A 14,822-nucleotide genomic window follows, 5' to 3' on the forward strand; every position below is an offset into this window, starting at 1 on the left:
GTGGTCATGGTCGTGCGCCGCTTATTTCCAGATGTTCCAGGGTGAGAACAGCCATGCGCCCACCACCAGCAGCCACACCAAGGTGACTGGAATGAAAATCTTCCAGCCCAGACGCATGATCTGGTCGTAACGGAAGCGCGGGAAAGTGGCACGAATCCAGATGAACATGGACACGACCAGGAAGGTTTTCAGGCCCAGCCAGATCCAGCCGGGAATGGCGTTGAACAAGGCGCTGTCGATGGGTGGCAACCAGCCGCCCAGGAACATGATCACCGCCAGGATGGACACCAGCCACATGCTGGCGTATTCGGCCAGGAAGAAGATGGCAAAGCCCATGCCCGAGTACTCGACCATGTGTCCGGCCACGATTTCGGCTTCGCCTTCGACCACGTCAAAGGGGTGACGGTTGGTTTCGGCCACGCCCGAGATCAGGTATACCAGGAAAATCGGCAACAAAGGCAACCAGTTCCAGGACAGGAAACCCAAGCCCATGTGGGCCATTTGTCCTTTGCCTTGCGCGAGCACGATTTCGGTCAGGTTCATGCTGCCCGAGACCATCAAGACCACCAGGAAGCAAAAGCCCATGGCGATTTCGTAGCTGACCATCTGGGCCGACGCACGCAGCGCACCCAAAAAGGCGTACTTGGAGTTGGACGCCCAACCCGCGATGATCACGCCGTAGACCTCGATGGAGGTGATGGCCATCACCAGCAAAAGACCAGCATTGATGTTGGTCAGCGCCACTTCGGGGCCAAAGGGAATCGCCACCCAGGCGGCCAGGGCCGGCATGATGGCCATGATGGGGCCGAGGCGGAACAAGCCCATGCTGGCCGCTGTCGGGTTGATCAGTTCCTTGGTCAGGAGCTTGAGCGCATCGGCAATCGGCTGCAACAAGCCCATGGGGCCCACGCGGTTGGGGCCATGGCGCACTTGCATGAAGCCCAGCAGCTTGCGCTCCCACAGCGTCAGGTAAGCCACAGCGCCCATCAAAGGCGCGAGGATGGCCACGATCTTGAGCAAGATCCACAAAACAGGCCAAACCAAAGTGGCCCACCAGCTGGCAGCGACCAAGTTCAGGCCGCCGTTGTACAGAGCGTCAATCATGGGGTCACCTCCTGGCGGGCGTCTGCGGTCAGCTGCAAGGACGGCGCACGGCGAACGATGCTGTCGAGCTGGTAGATCGAAGCGCTCACGGGTGCTGCGGTTGTGGCGGTCACCGTGATCGCAGCGCGCGTGGCATTCGAAGCCACCAAAGGCTTGGCCGTGGCACGGGCCAGCACCTCTTGCGAAGTTTCAAAAGACACACCCGGGATGTCGAGCAAGTTGGCCAGCACACGCAGCACTTTCCAGGCAGGACGCGTCTCGGCCAAAGGCTTGACCACAGCATGGAAGCTTTGCAGGCGGCCTTCGGCGTTGACAAAGGAACCCGATGTTTCGGTGAAGGGCGCAATGGGCAACAACACGTCGCTGAAAGCCATGTTGGCTTTGAAAGGGCTGAGTGTCACGACCATCTCGGCCTGACCCAAAGCCTGTGCAGCGGCGCTGCCTGCAGCGCTGTCGAACTCGGGCTCGGTGTTCAGCAAGATCGCGGCTTTCAAGCCACCGGCCAGCATTTGGCCTGCGTGCTTGCCACCGGTTTGCGGCTGGGCACCGACCCACTGCGCGCCCACGGTGTTGGCCGCTTCGGTCAGGTAACCCACAGTCGCGCCGGTTTGCTCGGCAATCCAGTTGGCCAAGGCCAGCAGGCTCGATGCGTTGGCTGCGTGCGCTGCGGCATTGCCCAGCAACACGGCTTTGCGCTCGCCGCCCAACAAGGACTTGGCGATGGCTTGGGCCTGCGCGGTGGCGTTGCCGGCCACAGGCGCTGCAACACCCTTTTCTGCCGCGATGGCTGCGGCCACATCGGCCAGGGTTTGAGCCCAAGCCGAAGCATCGGCCAGCACGGCTTGCGCCACGGGCATGGCCCAGGCGTCGGCATGACTGAAAGCTGCAGGCGAAGTGATCACGTTCAGCTGCGCGCCATGGCGCACGGCATGGCGCACGCGCAGGGCAAACAGCGGATGGTCCTTGCGCAGGTTGGAGCCCACCACCAGCACGCGCTGCAAAGTGGAAAGCGATGCGATCGATGTGCCCAGCGTGCGGACACCTTCGGACGCACCAAACTCGGCGTGACGCAAACGGTGATCGATGTTGTCCGAACCCAGTCCGCGCATCAAAGCGCCAGCCAGGTACAACTCTTCCAGGGTGCTGTGCGGGCTGACCAATGCACCGATGCTGTTCGCACCATGGTCGCGCTGGATGTTGCGCAAGCCATTGGCCACGTATTCGAGGGCGGTCTGCCAGTCGACGGTTTTCCACTCGCCGCCCTGCTTGAGCATGGGCTGGGTCAAGCGGTCACCGCCGTTGAGTGCTTCATAAGAGAAGCGGTCACGGTCGGCAATCCAGCACTCGTTGACTTCTTCGTTCTCGAGTGGCACCACGCGCATGACCTGGTTGTTCTTGACCTGCACGACCAGGTTGGCACCGGACGAGTCGTGTGCCGCAACCGACTTGCGGCGCGACAACTCCCAGGTGCGGGCGTTGTAACGGAAAGGCTTGCTGGTCAGGGCACCGACAGGGCAGATGTCGATCATGTTGCCCGACAACTCGGAGTCGATCGTCTGGCCCAGGAAGGTTTCGATCTCGGCATGCTCGCCACGGTGGGACATGCCCAGCTCCATGGCACCCGCCACTTCCTGACCAAAGCGCACGCAACGTGTGCAATGGATGCAGCGGCTCATCTCTTCCATGGAGATCAGCGGGCCGACTTCCTTGTGAAAGACCACGCGCTTTTCTTCTTCGTAACGCGATTGCGTGCCGCCGTAACCCACGGCCAGGTCTTGCAACTGGCACTCACCGCCCTGGTCGCAGATGGGGCAATCGAGCGGGTGGTTGATCAGCAAAAACTCCATGACCGACTTCTGCGCCGCAATCGCTTTGTCGCTCTTGGTGCGCACGATCATGCCTTGCGTCACCGGCGTGGCGCAGGCGGGCATGGGCTTGGGGGCTTTTTCGACCTCGACCAGGCACATGCGGCAGTTGGCCGCGATGGAGAGTTTCTTGTGGTAGCAGAAATGGGGGATGTAGGTGCCGGCTTTTTCAGCGGCGTGCATCACCATGCTGCCTTCGGCAACTTCCACTTTCTGACCGTCGAGTTCTATTTCAACCATGGGTCTTCACCGTTGTCACATCAGCGCCGACCATGCAGGTCTTGTGCTCGATGTGGTGTACAAATTCGTGACGGAAATGCTTGAGCATGCCGCGCACCGGCATGGCCGCTGCGTCGCCCAAGGCGCAAATCGTGCGGCCCATGATGTTGCCGGCCACGCTGTCGAGCATGTCGATGTCGCTGGCACGGCCCTGGCCGTTTTCAATGCGGTCGACCATGCGCCAGAGCCAGCCTGTGCCTTCGCGGCAAGGCGTGCACTGACCGCAGGATTCGTGCGAGTAGAAGTAAGACAAACGGGCCAAGGCCTTGACCATGCAGCGCGTCTCGTCCATGACGATCACCGCGCCCGAACCCAACATCGAACCGCCCTCTTTGGCGATGCTGTCGTAGTCCATGGTCAAGGTCATCATCAAGTCGGCCGGAATCACGGGCGAAGACGAACCGCCGGGGATCACGGCCTTGAGCTTGCGGCCACCGCGCACGCCACCTGCGAGCTCAAGCAGCTTGGCAAACGGTGTGCCCATGGGCACTTCGTAGTTGCCGGGGCGTTCCACGTCGCCGCTGACCGAGAAGATCTTGGTGCCGCCGTTGTTGGGCTTGCCGCACTCCAGGTAAGCCTGGCCACCATTGCGGATGATCCAGGGCACCGCTGCGAAGGTCTCGGTGTTGTTGATGGTGGTGGGCTTGCCGTACAGGCCGAAGCTCGCAGGGAACGGTGGCTTGAAGCGCGGTTGGCCTTTTTTGCCTTCGAGCGATTCGAGCAGCGCGGTTTCTTCGCCGCAGATGTAAGCGCCAAAACCGTGCGAGGCGTGCAACTGGAAGCTGAAGGTGCTGCCCAGAATGTTGTTGCCCAGATAGCCTGCTGCGCGGGCTTCTTCGAGGGCTGCTTCAAAGCGCTCGTAGGTGTGGAAGATTTCACCGTGGATGTAGTTGTAACCCACGCTGATGCCCATGGCATAAGCCGCGATGATCATGCCTTCGATCACCGTGTGGGGGTTGTACTCCATGATGTCGCGGTCTTTGCAGGTGCCCGGCTCGCCTTCGTCCGAGTTGCAGACCAAATACTTCTGACCAGGGAACTGGCGGGGCATGAAGCTCCACTTCAGGCCGGTGGGGAAACCCGCACCGCCGCGACCACGCAGGCCAGAGTCCTTGACGGTGGCGATCACCTGGTCCTGCGTCAGACCTTCGCCGCCATCCTTGCCCAGGATCTTGCGCAAGGCGGCATAACCGCCGCGCGCTTCGTAGTCTTTGATGCCCCAGTTTTGGCCATTCAAACCGGCATAGATTTGCGGATTGATGTGACGGTCGTGGAAGCAGGTTTCCACACCCGTGGCCTGGAATTGGCTCAGGATTTGTTCGACTTTCATCAGGCGGCCTCGGCTTTCTTCAGGCTGTCGACGAGTTGGTCGAGTTTTTCATGGCTCATGAAACTGCACATGTGGCGGTCATTCACCAGCAGCACCGGCGCATCGGCGCAAGCGCCCTGGCACTCGCTGGGTTGCAGGGTGAACAGGCCGTCGGCCGTGGTTTCGCCCGCATGAACACCCAACTTGTGCTCAAGGTGCTCGAGGGCCTTTTGACCACCGCGCAACTGGCAAGGCAGGTTGGTGCAAACGTTCAGCTTGAACTTGCCCACCGGCTTTTGGTTGTACATGTTGTAGAAGGTGGTCACTTCGTGGACCGCCATCACCGACATGCCCAGGTACTCGGCCACGACCTGCTCGCTGTCGGGACTGACCCAGCCTTGTTCTTGCTGCACGATCGACAGGCAAGCCATCACGGCCGACTGCTTCTGGTCTGCAGGGAACTTGGCGACTTCACGCGCAAAGCGCGCTTTGGTTGACTCAGAGATCATCGGTCAATCTCTCCAAAAACAATGTCCATCGTCCCGATGATGGCGACCGCGTCGGCCAGCATGTGGCCTTTGGCCATTTCATCGAGGGTGGCCAAATGGGCAAAGCCCGGGGCACGAATTTTCAGGCGGTAGGGCTTGTTGGCACCATCGCTCACCATGTAGATACCGAACTCACCCTTGGGGTGCTCGACGGCGGCATAGGCCTCGCCTTCAGGAACGCGGAAACCTTCGGTGAAGAGCTTGAAATGGTGAATCAAGTCTTCCATGTTGGACTTCATGCCTTCACGCGATGGCGGCGCCACCTTGTGGTTGTCGGTGATGACCGGGCCAGGGTTGGCACGCAGCCATTTCACGCACTGCTGAATGATGCGGTTGGACTCCCGCATCTCCTGCACGCGCACCAAATAGCGGTCGTAGCTGTCACCGGTCTTGCCCACCGGCACGTCGAATTCGACTTTGTCGTAGGCGTCGTAGGGCTGCTTCTTGCGCAGGTCCCAGGCAAAGCCCGAGCCACGCAGCATAGGGCCAGTCATGCCCAGGTTCAGGGCGCGCTCGGGCGGGACCACGCCAATGCCCACGGTGCGTTGCTTCCAGATGCGGTTGTCGGTCAGCAGGGTTTCGTACTCGTCCACACACTTGGGGAAACGCTGCGTGAAATCGTCGATGAAATCCAGCAGGGAACCCTGGCGGTTCTTGTTCATCTCGGCGATGGTCTTGGCGTTCTTGACCTTGCTGGCCTTGTACTGCGGCATGCTGTCAGGCAGGTCACGGTAAACACCACCGGGACGGAAATACGCGGCATGCATGCGGGCGCCCGACACGGCTTCGTACATGTCGAACAGGTCTTCGCGTTCACGGAAGGTGTAGATCAGGATGGTCGAACTGCCGCAGTCGTTGCCGTGCGAGCCGAGCCACATGAGGTGGTTCAGGATGCGGGTGATTTCCGAGAACATCACACGGATGTACTGGGCGCGCATCGGCACTTGCAGACCCAGCATCTTTTCGATGGCCAGGCAGTAGGCGTGCTCGTTGCACATCATCGACACATAGTCCAGGCGGTCCATGTACGGCAGCGACTGGATGTAGGTCTTGTGCTCGGCCAGTTTTTCGGTGGCGCGGTGCAACAGACCAATGTGCGGGTCGGCGCGCTGCACCACCTCGCCGTCGAGTTCCAGCACCAAACGCAACACACCGTGCGCAGCCGGGTGCTGTGGACCAAAGTTCAGGGTGTAGTTTTTGATTTCGGCCATATCAGTTCAGGCCTCCGTAGTGTTCTTCACGGATGATGCGTGGCGTGATTTCACGCGGCTCGATGCTCACCGGCTCGTAAATCACGCGCTGACGCTCGGCGTCGTAGCGCATTTCAACGTGACCCGACAGCGGGAAGTCCTTGCGGAAGGGGTGACCGATGAAACCGTAGTCGGTCAGGATGCGGCGCAGGTCGTTGTGGCCTTCGAAAACGATGCCGTACAGGTCAAACGCTTCGCGCTCGTACCAGTTGGCCGAGTTCCAAATCGCATTGACCGAGTCGACCAAAGGCAGGTCGTCGTCGGGACACAACACCTTGACGCGCACACGCTGGTTCAGGCTCACCGACAACAAGTGCACGGTCACACCGAAACGGGGACCATCGGTGCCCACTTCGCGGTAAGTGGAATAGTCCACCCCCGCCAAGTCAATCAGTTGTTCAAATTGGCAGCCTGGCGCATCGCGCAAGGTTTGCATGACGCCCAGGTAATGCTGAGCACTCACATGCACAGTCACTTCACCCAAAGCGATGGAAATGCGCTGAACACGGTCACCCAAGGCCGCAGCCAGGGTGTCTTGCAGGTCTTCGGGGCGAATGGCGAAATCGGTCATCGTCATTCCCTTCAAGCACGCGCAATGGTGTGCGTGCGGCGGATTTTCTGCTGCAGCTGGATGATGCCGTAGATCAGCGCTTCGGCTGTGGGCGGGCAGCCCGGCACATACACATCCACCGGCACGATGCGGTCGCAACCGCGCACCACCGAGTAGCTGTAATGGTAGTAACCACCCCCATTGGCACACGAGCCCATGGAGATCACCCAACGTGGCTCGGACATCTGGTCGTACACCTTGCGCAGGGCAGGCGCCATCTTGTTGCACAGGGTGCCGGCCACGATCATCAAGTCGGCTTGGCGTGGACTGGCGCGGAACACCTCGGCACCAAAGCGGGCCAGGTCATAGCGGGCTGTGGCCGAATGCATCATCTCGACCGCACAGCAAGCCAGACCAAATGTCATGGGCCAGAGCGAGCCGGTTTTGGCCCAATTCACCACCGAGTCGTAACTCGTGGTGATGAAGCCCTCTTTCATCACGCCTTCAATCATTTTTTGTCCTTAAGCAAGCTGAATGTTGCCGTCAGTGCGAATGTTCATTCCCAGTCCAGAGCGCCTTTTTTCCATTCGTAGACAAAGCCCACGACCAGAATGGCCAAAAAAATCACCACAGCCACGAAGCCGGCCATGCCCACTTCCTTGAGGGCTACAGCCCAAGGGAACAGGAACGCGATTTCCAGATCGAACAAGATGAACAGGATGGCCACCAGGTAGTAGCGCACATCGAACTTCATGCGGGCGTCTTCAAAGGCTTCGAAGCCGCATTCATAGGGGGAGTTTTTTTCCGCGTCAGGTCGGTTGGGGCCAAGGATGTAGCCCAAAACCTGGGGAATGATGCCGACAGCAATGCCGACCAAAATGAACAAGAGAATGGGGAGGTATTGTTCGAGGTTCATCTTGAGACTGACGGTATCACCGAATGAAACACCCAAGCCTGTCGGCTTGGGCTTTTCTGTTTGTCTGGTGCCGTCGGCGAGACTCGAACTCGCACAGCTTTCGCCACTACCCCCTCAAGATAGCGTGTCTACCAATTTCACCACGACGGCTGGATACATTTGCCCGAATTGCATGAGGCGCGCCAAGTGGCACATTTAGCTCTCCGGACAATCCCGTAGTTTACTCTGAAAAGCCCGCCATTTCCTTTCAAAAACCGGGAAAATTGTGCAGAGCAGCAAAGCTGAACGGTAGCTTACTTGGCGGGTGCCGGTGGCACGCTGTTGTCAGGCTTGGCGGTGGGCGTGTTGCCCGGAATTTGAGCGGCAGTGCTGCTGTCCACAGGCGTTGCTGGCGCGGGGGCCGTCACTGCGGCGCCCTCGAGCACGCTGCCCGAAGGTGCTGCGGGACGCGCGTTGCTGAAATAAGCCAAGGCCAATGTGCACACAAAGAACACCGCCGCCAACACCGCCGTGGTGCGCGACAGGAAGTTGGCCCCGCCTGTTGCACCAAACAAACTGCCCGAACCACCGCTGCCAAAAGCTGCACCCATGTCAGCGCCCTTGCCGTGCTGGATCAGGATCAGGCCAATCATGGCCAGTGCCGACAACATCTGGACCACCAAAATCAAAGTCAACATCACGCTCATCAGGATTCTCCGAACAATCTAAAAAAACAGGGGATTGAAAGCTCAGCGCGAAGCGGCCTTCAACATGGTCAAAAACTCGGACGCCTTCAGCGCCGCACCACCGATCAAACCGCCATCCACATCGGGCTGGGCCAGCAAATCGGCAGCGTTGGCGGCATTCATGCTGCCGCCGTACAAAATCGAAACACGGTCCGCATGCGCGGTGGCCGCTTGCAACTGTGCCCGCAAAACCGCGTGCACGTGTTGCGCTTGCTCAGGGGTCGCCGTCAATCCGGTGCCAATCGCCCAAACCGGCTCATAGGCCACGACGATTTCGCTGATGCAATGGCCGTTGGTGTGAATGACCGCTGCCAATTGTCGCTTGACCACCGCTTCGGTTTGACCCGCATCACGCTCAGCCAGACTCTCACCCACGCACACGATGGGGGTGATGCCCGCCGCCAATGCGCGCTGGGCTTTGCTGGCCACGGTCACATCCGTTTCGCCGTGGTATTGACGGCGCTCCGAGTGACCCACGATGCAGTAGCGCACCGCAAAATCACGCAACATGTCGGCCGACACCTCGCCCGTGTAAGCGCCTGCTTCGTGGGCAGACACATCTTGTGCACCCAGAGCCAGGGCCGATCCGGCCAACAAGGCTTGCGCTTGCGCCAAATATGGCGCAGGCACACACACCGCCGCACGGCAAGTCTTGCCGCCCATGCCCGCCAACACTTCGGACAACAAAGAAGCGTTGGCAACGAGGCTGCCATTCATCTTCCAGTTGCCGACCATCAACTTGGCTGCCATCGTCGTCACCAGGTCACCACCAACTTGCCCACATGCTGGTTGGTCTCCATCAGGGCATGGGCTTGCGCCGCGCCCGAGGGCAGACCACCACCCGCCTCCACCGCGCCAAACACGCTGTGGATGACCGGTTTGATGCGGCCTGACTCGATCCAGGGCCAAACGGTTTGGCGCAGAGACCGAGCAATGGCCGCCTTGAAAGCCACAGGCCGTGGACGCAAGGTCGAACCGGTGATGGTCAAACGGCGACGCAAGACCAAGCCTGCATTGAACGCGCTTTGGACACCACCTTGCACCGCGATGATGACCAATCGGCCGTCTTCGGCCAGGGCCTCGACTTCACGCGCCACATAGTCGCCTGCAACCATGTCCAAAATCACGTTCACACCCACGCCGCCCGTCAGGCGCTTGGCCTCAGCCACGAAGTCGGTGGTTTTGTAATTGATGGCATGGTCCGCACCCAAGGCCAGGCAAGCCTGGCATTTGTCGTCAGAACCCGCCGTGGCGATCACGGTCGCACCCGCTGCCTTGGCCATCTGGATGGCCGTGACGCCGATGCCGCTGGTGCCGCCCTGGATCAACAAGGTCTCACCCGCTTGCAAACGCCCGCGGTCAAACACATTGCTCCAAACCGTGAAGAAGGTCTCGGGCAGCGAGGCGGCTTCGGTGTCCGTCAGGCCCTTGGGCACTGGCAAACACTGAGCCACCGGGGCCACGCACAGCTGCGCATAACCACCGCCCGCCACCAAGGCGCACACGCGGTCACCCACGGCCAAACCCGCTTCGGCCATGGCCGCAGCATCGCCCGACACCACCACACCCGCCACTTCGAGGCCGGGAATGTCGGAGGCACCCGGGGGCACAGGGTAGTTGCCCGTGCGTTGCAGCACATCGGGGCGGTTGATGCCGCTGGCCGACACGCGAATCAGCAACTCCCCAGCCCCGGCCACGGGGTCGGGACGGGAGCCTGGCACCAGCACCTCGGGGGCGCCGTAGCTTTGGATTTCAATGACGTTCATGGTGAATCCACGCAATGTCGGGTGATCGAAGACCACCCGAAGCAGCGCTGTTTAGCCCTGAGCTGGACGGTCCAACAAAGCCTTCATCGACAGCTTGATGCGGCCTTTTTCGTCGGTTTCCATGACCTTGACCTTGACGATCTGGCCTTCGCTCAGGTAGTCGGTCACTTTTTCAACGCGCTCGTGGGCGATCTGGCTGATGTGCAACAGACCGTCTTTACCGGGCAACAGGTTGATCAAGGCACCGAAGTCCAGAATCTTGGTGACTGGGCCTTCATAGACCTTGCCGATTTCGACTTCGGCCGTGATCTGCTCGATGCGCTTCTTGGCGATGTCGGCCTTCTCGCCGTCGGTGGCCGCGATGGTGATGGTGCCGTCTTCCTCGATGTTGATCTGGCAACCGGTTTCTTCGGTCAGGGCGCGGATGGTCGCGCCGCCTTTGCCGATCACGTCACGGATTTTCTCGGGGTTGATCTTCATGGTGAAGAGCTTGGGCGCGAAATCGGACACTTCGGTGTTGGCTTCGCTCATCGCTTCTTGCATCTTGCCCAGAATGTGCATGCGGGCTTCTTTGGCTTGGGCCAAAGCGACTTGCATGATTTCCTTGGTGATGCCCTGGATCTTGATGTCCATCTGCAAAGCGGTGATGCCGTTGGTGGTACCGGCCACTTTGAAGTCCATGTCGCCCAGGTGGTCTTCGTCACCCAGGATGTCGGTCAACACCGCAAAGCGGTTGTCTTCCTTGATCAGGCCCATGGCGATACCGGCCACGTGGGCTTTCATCGGCACGCCAGCGTCCATCATCGACAAGCAGCCACCGCAGACCGAAGCCATGGACGAAGAGCCGTTGGATTCGGTGATCTCGGACACCACACGCAGGGTGTAGGGGAACTCTTCTTTGGTCGGCAACACCGCAGCCAAAGCACGCTTGGCCAGACGGCCGTGGCCGATTTCGCGGCGCTTGGTCGAACCCATGCGGCCCACTTCGCCAGTGGCAAAGGGAGGCATGTTGTAGTGGAACATGAAGCGGTCTTCGAACTCGCCCGCCAACGCGTCGATGCGCTGTGCATCGCGCTCGGTGCCCAAAGTGGTGATCACCAAAGCCTGGGTTTCGCCACGGGTGAACAAGGCCGAGCCGTGTGTGCGGGGCAGCACGCTGTTGCGGATTTCAATGGGGCGCACAGTGCGTGTGTCGCGGCCGTCGATCCGGGGCTCACCCGCCAAAATCTGGCTGCGCACGATGCGCGCTTCGATTTCGAACAGCAGGTTGTCGAGCTTGACGGGGTCAAACGCCACACCCTCTTCGGCCAAAGCGACTTTGACCGACGCATAGGCTTCACGGCATGCGTGCGTGCGGGCTTGCTTGTTGCGGATCTGGTAGGCGGCGCGCAGCTTTTCTTCAGCCAAAGAAGCCAGTTTGGCTTCAAAAGCGGTGTCGCGCGCAGGTGCTTGCCAGTCCCACACGGGCTTGCCAGCTTCGCGCACCAGCTCGTGGATGGCGTTGATGGCCGTCTGGCTTTGCTCGTGGCCGTACACCACAGCACCCAGCATGATTTCTTCGGACAGTTGCAGGGCTTCGGATTCGACCATCAGCACAGCGGCTTCGGTACCGGCCACCACCAGGTCCATCGCACTGTCTTTGCGCTGGGTCTGGCCAGGGTTCAGAACGTACTCGCCATTGATGTAGCCCACGCGCGCGGCGCCGATCGGGCCGTTGAACGGGATGCCCGAGATGGACAAAGCAGCAGACACGGCGATCATCGCGGCGATGTCGGCGTCAACTTCAGGGTTCAAAGACACGGTGTGGATGACCACGTGCACGTCGTTGTAGAAACCTTCGGGGAACAGAGGACGGATCGGGCGGTCGATCAGGCGGCTGGTCAGGGTTTCGTGCTCACTGGGCTTGGCTTCACGCTTGAAGAAGCTGCCGGGGATCTTGCCTGCGGCGTAGGTCTTCTCGATGTAATCGACCGTGAGGGGGAAAAAGTCTTGACCGGCTTTGGCGATCTTGGAACCCACGACGGTGGCCAGCACCACGGTGCCTTCCATGTCGAGCAGCACAGCGCCGCCTGCTTGGCGAGCCACTTCGCCGGTTTCCATCTTGACCGTGTGCTGGCCCCATTGGAAGGTTTTGGTAACTTTGTTGAAAATGGACATGTTCAGAACTCCTGAAAACAAAAGCGCATGAGGCTGCACTGTGGGCCCGGAAGTTGACGCTCTGAACTCGATGCCATTCCACAAAACCTTGCAAAACTTTGCTGTAAAGCCTTGTGGAATGACACAGCGCGAGATCGCCCTGACAAATTCCGACTGAAAAAAAGAATAAAGCGCCTGAGCTAGTGAACTAACTCAGGCGCTTTTCATCTGGAGAGACGATTACTTACGCAGGCCAAGCTTGGCGATCAGCGCAACGTAACGGTCAGCATCACGGGACTTGAGGTAGTCCAGCAGCTTGCGGCGACGGCTCACCATGCGCAGCAGACCGCGGCGACCGTGATGGTCTTTGGCGTGTGTTTTGAAGTGGGGAGTCAGCTCGTTGATGCGAGCAGTCAGCAAAGCGACTTGGACTTCGGGGGAGCCAGTGTCGTTGGCAGCACGTGCGTTGGCCTTGACGACCTCGGCCTTGATCGAGGATGCGATCATGGTGTTTCCTTGTTGTTTCGCTGGCGTTCAGTGACGAATTTCAGCGGGTTAATGACTTGCGCCACCTGCCGGAAAAGCGAATGGCGTGCGCTTTGCAAATCGCAAAACAGGCGGATTATAGCCCGAATGAGGGCACTTTGATGACCTTCAGCCCCGTTGGCGGTCGGCCATGCCGTGCCTTTGGAGCCGCCCAAAGGCAGAACGCACCCGATTCAAAGGCATGGATACCCGCATTCGCGGGTATGACAAGCGTTCATTGCGGTCACGTTGCTTTAATTGGGGTCAGATCCCGATTAATTCTTGGCCAACCAAGCTTTGAGCCGTTCCACGCCTTGGTTCAACCTGGCCAGGTCTTTGGAGGCAAAGCACCAGCGCAGCCAACCTGCCGCTTCGGGGGCAAAGGCTTCGCCGGGGGCCAGGCCCAAACCGGCCTCGGCCACCAGGCGCTTGGCCGTAGCCACCGCGTCAGGATGCCCATCGAGCTTGAAAAATGCGTACATGCCGCCCTTGGCCGGGGCCAACTGAACACCCGGCACGGCTTGCAACAGCGGCACGAGGGTGTCGCGACAGGCTTTGAGGTGCGCCACCACGCGGGGCGTGATGTCGGCCGTATTTTGCAGCGCCACCACACCCGCTTTTTGGGTGAACACCGAGGCGCACGAGGTGTTGAACTCGATCAGTTTGCCCATGTGGGGTGTCATGGCCGCGGGCATGACCAGCCAGCCCAGACGCCAGCCGGTCATCAAAAAGCTCTTGGAAAAGCTGTGCACCACGACAAGGCGGTCATCCGGCTCGGCCACATCCAGAAAAGACGGCGCACAGCCATTGGCCGTGTCGGTTTCGTAATACAGGCGCTCATACACCTCGTCGGCCAGCACCCAGGTGCCGGTGCTGCGGCAGTGCGCCAGGATCTCGGCCTGCTCGGCGCGGCTGAGTGTCCAGCCCGTGGGGTTGTTGGGCGAGTTGACGATGAGCACTCGGGTGGCGGGGGTGATCGCGGCTTTGAGCGCGGCCATGTCCAGCTGCCACTGGCCAGCCACCGGGCGCAGCGACACGCATTTCAAATTCGCCCCCATGACCAGCGCCTGCGCCGTCAGGTTGGGCCAGACGGGCGTGACGGCGACCACCTCATCGCCTGCGTCAATCAGGGCTTGCGCGGCCAGCATCAAGGCGTTCACGCCGCCCGAGGTGATGGCGAGGCGCTCCACGCCAATGGATCCATGCAGGGCCGACATGTAGTCGGATACCGCCTGGCGCAGCTCGGGCAGGCCCAAATTGTGCGAATAAAAGGTCTCGCCTTTTTGCATCGAATCGATGGCCGCCTGGCGCACGATGTCGGGCGTGACCTCGTCGGACTCGCCAAACCAGAAGGCCAGCACATCAGGGCGGCCCATGCCCGCGTTGGCCACTTCGCGGATGCGGGACTCTTCCAGGTCCATGACGGCCTGGCGCATGAAAGGAGGGGTGTTTGGGTTCATGCATCCATCGTAACGGCTGACCTGCCCTGCAGGTGTCACCCCTTGCACAACTGTTGCGCTTGCCTATGATGATCGGCACAAGAACAGACAGGGAGACCACCATGAACACACGGCATTGGATGACTGCGCTCACCAGCGTGGGCTTCGGGCTTGGCTTGTTGACCATTGCGCCAGCCAGCCATGCGGCAGACAACTTCACCGCTGTGACGGCCGCAGACAAGCCCGCGAAGGCCAAAAAACCCAAACAGGCCAAAGCGCCCAAGCCGCCTGTCAACCCGGGCGCAGGCGAGAGCAAGACCGAGCGTGACAAGCGCCTGTTGCGAGAATGCCGGGGCAAACCCAATGCGGGAGCTTGCGAGGGGTTTGCCAGTTAAGAAGCCCAAGCGAGT

At 60.3% G+C, this 14,822-nt stretch carries 15 protein-coding genes and 1 tRNA gene; 1 reads left to right on the top strand and 15 read right to left on the bottom strand.

What is annotated here, in order from left to right; translation table 11 throughout:
* Positions 1-21 precede the first annotated feature (21 nt).
* From nuoH to ACZ5RT_RS12235, 15 genes are all read right to left on the bottom strand, one after another.
* Positions 22-1,104: an NADH-quinone oxidoreductase subunit NuoH gene (gene nuoH / locus ACZ5RT_RS12165; RefSeq protein ID WP_464452632.1), complete on the bottom strand. Its 1,083-nt coding sequence runs from the start codon at positions 1,102-1,104 to the stop codon at positions 22-24.
* Positions 1,101-3,209, bottom strand: a complete 2,109-nt coding sequence (gene nuoG, locus ACZ5RT_RS12170) for an NADH-quinone oxidoreductase subunit NuoG (protein ID WP_464452633.1) — start codon at positions 3,207-3,209, stop codon at positions 1,101-1,103. Before nuoG ends, nuoH begins: the two co-directional genes overlap by 4 nt.
* Positions 3,202-4,578: an NADH-quinone oxidoreductase subunit NuoF gene (gene nuoF / locus ACZ5RT_RS12175; protein ID WP_464452634.1), complete on the bottom strand. Its 1,377-nt coding sequence runs from the start codon at positions 4,576-4,578 to the stop codon at positions 3,202-3,204. The genes nuoG and nuoF overlap by 8 nt, the downstream gene beginning before the upstream one ends.
* Positions 4,578-5,066 carry an NADH-quinone oxidoreductase subunit NuoE gene (gene nuoE, locus ACZ5RT_RS12180; RefSeq protein WP_464452635.1) on the bottom strand — a complete coding sequence of 163 codons (489 nt, stop codon included), beginning with the start codon at positions 5,064-5,066 and terminating at the stop codon, positions 4,578-4,580. The genes nuoF and nuoE overlap by 1 nt, the downstream gene beginning before the upstream one ends.
* Positions 5,063-6,316, bottom strand: coding sequence for an NADH-quinone oxidoreductase subunit D (locus ACZ5RT_RS12185; protein WP_464452636.1), 1,254 nt, complete (start codon positions 6,314-6,316; stop codon positions 5,063-5,065). The genes nuoE and ACZ5RT_RS12185 overlap by 4 nt, the downstream gene beginning before the upstream one ends.
* Before the next feature lies 1 nt (position 6,317).
* On the bottom strand, positions 6,318-6,926 hold the full coding sequence (locus ACZ5RT_RS12190) for an NADH-quinone oxidoreductase subunit C (RefSeq protein WP_422172603.1): 609 nt from the start codon (positions 6,924-6,926) through the stop codon (positions 6,318-6,320).
* Positions 6,927-6,937: 11 nt separating this feature from the next.
* Positions 6,938-7,417 carry a NuoB/complex I 20 kDa subunit family protein gene (locus ACZ5RT_RS12195; protein ID WP_019428571.1) on the bottom strand — a complete coding sequence of 160 codons (480 nt, stop codon included), beginning with the start codon at positions 7,415-7,417 and terminating at the stop codon, positions 6,938-6,940.
* Positions 7,418-7,461: 44 nt separating this feature from the next.
* Positions 7,462-7,821, bottom strand: coding sequence for an NADH-quinone oxidoreductase subunit A (locus ACZ5RT_RS12200; protein ID WP_108426646.1), 360 nt, complete (start codon positions 7,819-7,821; stop codon positions 7,462-7,464).
* 65 nt (positions 7,822-7,886) lie between these two features.
* A tRNA-Leu gene (locus ACZ5RT_RS12205) sits at positions 7,887-7,971 on the bottom strand.
* A gap of 143 nt (positions 7,972-8,114) precedes the next feature.
* Positions 8,115-8,507 (bottom strand): preprotein translocase subunit SecG, encoded by a 393-nt coding sequence (gene secG, locus ACZ5RT_RS12210; protein WP_108426647.1) that lies wholly within the window; start codon positions 8,505-8,507, stop codon positions 8,115-8,117.
* A gap of 42 nt (positions 8,508-8,549) precedes the next feature.
* The gene (tpiA, locus tag ACZ5RT_RS12215; protein WP_464452637.1) at positions 8,550-9,296 is read right to left on the bottom strand and encodes a triose-phosphate isomerase; all 747 of its coding nucleotides are present in this window, start codon (positions 9,294-9,296) and stop codon (positions 8,550-8,552) included.
* 5 nt (positions 9,297-9,301) lie between these two features.
* Complete coding sequence (locus ACZ5RT_RS12220) at positions 9,302-10,312, bottom strand: NAD(P)H-quinone oxidoreductase (protein ID WP_464452638.1); 1,011 nt, start codon at positions 10,310-10,312, stop codon at positions 9,302-9,304.
* A 51-nt stretch (positions 10,313-10,363) separates the two neighbouring features.
* Positions 10,364-12,469 (bottom strand): polyribonucleotide nucleotidyltransferase, encoded by a 2,106-nt coding sequence (gene pnp / locus ACZ5RT_RS12225; RefSeq protein WP_108426650.1) that lies wholly within the window; start codon positions 12,467-12,469, stop codon positions 10,364-10,366.
* A gap of 219 nt (positions 12,470-12,688) precedes the next feature.
* The gene (gene rpsO, locus ACZ5RT_RS12230) at positions 12,689-12,955 is read right to left on the bottom strand and encodes a 30S ribosomal protein S15 (protein WP_019428565.1); all 267 of its coding nucleotides are present in this window, start codon (positions 12,953-12,955) and stop codon (positions 12,689-12,691) included.
* A gap of 293 nt (positions 12,956-13,248) precedes the next feature.
* Positions 13,249-14,433 (bottom strand): pyridoxal phosphate-dependent aminotransferase, encoded by a 1,185-nt coding sequence (locus ACZ5RT_RS12235; protein WP_464452639.1) that lies wholly within the window; start codon positions 14,431-14,433, stop codon positions 13,249-13,251.
* A gap of 101 nt (positions 14,434-14,534) precedes the next feature.
* Between ACZ5RT_RS12235 and ACZ5RT_RS12240 the strand changes: the two genes are divergently transcribed.
* Entirely contained in the window at positions 14,535-14,807 is a 273-nt protein-coding gene (locus tag ACZ5RT_RS12240; RefSeq protein WP_464452640.1) for a hypothetical protein, read from the top strand.
* Positions 14,808-14,822: the final 15 nt, after the last annotated feature.

It is taken from the genome of Limnohabitans sp. TEGF003, assembly GCF_055395455.1.

Excerpts from the sequence above, each read along its gene's own strand:
- nuoH (WP_464452632.1), bottom strand. The coding sequence starts at position 1,104 with ATGATTGACGCTCTGTACAACGGCGGCCTGAACTTGGTCGCTGCCAGC.
- nuoG (WP_464452633.1), bottom strand. The coding sequence starts at position 3,209 with ATGGTTGAAATAGAACTCGACGGTCAGAAAGTGGAAGTTGCCGAAGGC.
- nuoF (WP_464452634.1), bottom strand. The coding sequence starts at position 4,578 with ATGAAAGTCGAACAAATCCTGAGCCAATTCCAGGCCACGGGTGTGGAA.
- nuoE (WP_464452635.1), bottom strand. The coding sequence starts at position 5,066 with ATGATCTCTGAGTCAACCAAAGCGCGCTTTGCGCGTGAAGTCGCCAAG.
- ACZ5RT_RS12185 (WP_464452636.1), bottom strand. The coding sequence starts at position 6,316 with ATGGCCGAAATCAAAAACTACACCCTGAACTTTGGTCCACAGCACCCG.
- ACZ5RT_RS12190 (WP_422172603.1), bottom strand. The coding sequence starts at position 6,926 with ATGACCGATTTCGCCATTCGCCCCGAAGACCTGCAAGACACCCTGGCT.
- ACZ5RT_RS12195 (WP_019428571.1), bottom strand. The coding sequence starts at position 7,417 with ATGATTGAAGGCGTGATGAAAGAGGGCTTCATCACCACGAGTTACGAC.
- ACZ5RT_RS12200 (WP_108426646.1), bottom strand. The coding sequence starts at position 7,821 with ATGAACCTCGAACAATACCTCCCCATTCTCTTGTTCATTTTGGTCGGC.
- secG (WP_108426647.1), bottom strand. The coding sequence starts at position 8,507 with ATGAGCGTGATGTTGACTTTGATTTTGGTGGTCCAGATGTTGTCGGCA.
- tpiA (WP_464452637.1), bottom strand. The coding sequence starts at position 9,296 with ATGGCAGCCAAGTTGATGGTCGGCAACTGGAAGATGAATGGCAGCCTC.
- ACZ5RT_RS12220 (WP_464452638.1), bottom strand. The coding sequence starts at position 10,312 with ATGAACGTCATTGAAATCCAAAGCTACGGCGCCCCCGAGGTGCTGGTG.
- pnp (WP_108426650.1), bottom strand. The coding sequence starts at position 12,469 with ATGTCCATTTTCAACAAAGTTACCAAAACCTTCCAATGGGGCCAGCAC.
- rpsO (WP_019428565.1), bottom strand. The coding sequence starts at position 12,955 with ATGATCGCATCCTCGATCAAGGCCGAGGTCGTCAAGGCCAACGCACGT.
- ACZ5RT_RS12235 (WP_464452639.1), bottom strand. The coding sequence starts at position 14,433 with ATGAACCCAAACACCCCTCCTTTCATGCGCCAGGCCGTCATGGACCTG.
- ACZ5RT_RS12240 (WP_464452640.1), top strand. The coding sequence starts at position 14,535 with ATGAACACACGGCATTGGATGACTGCGCTCACCAGCGTGGGCTTCGGG.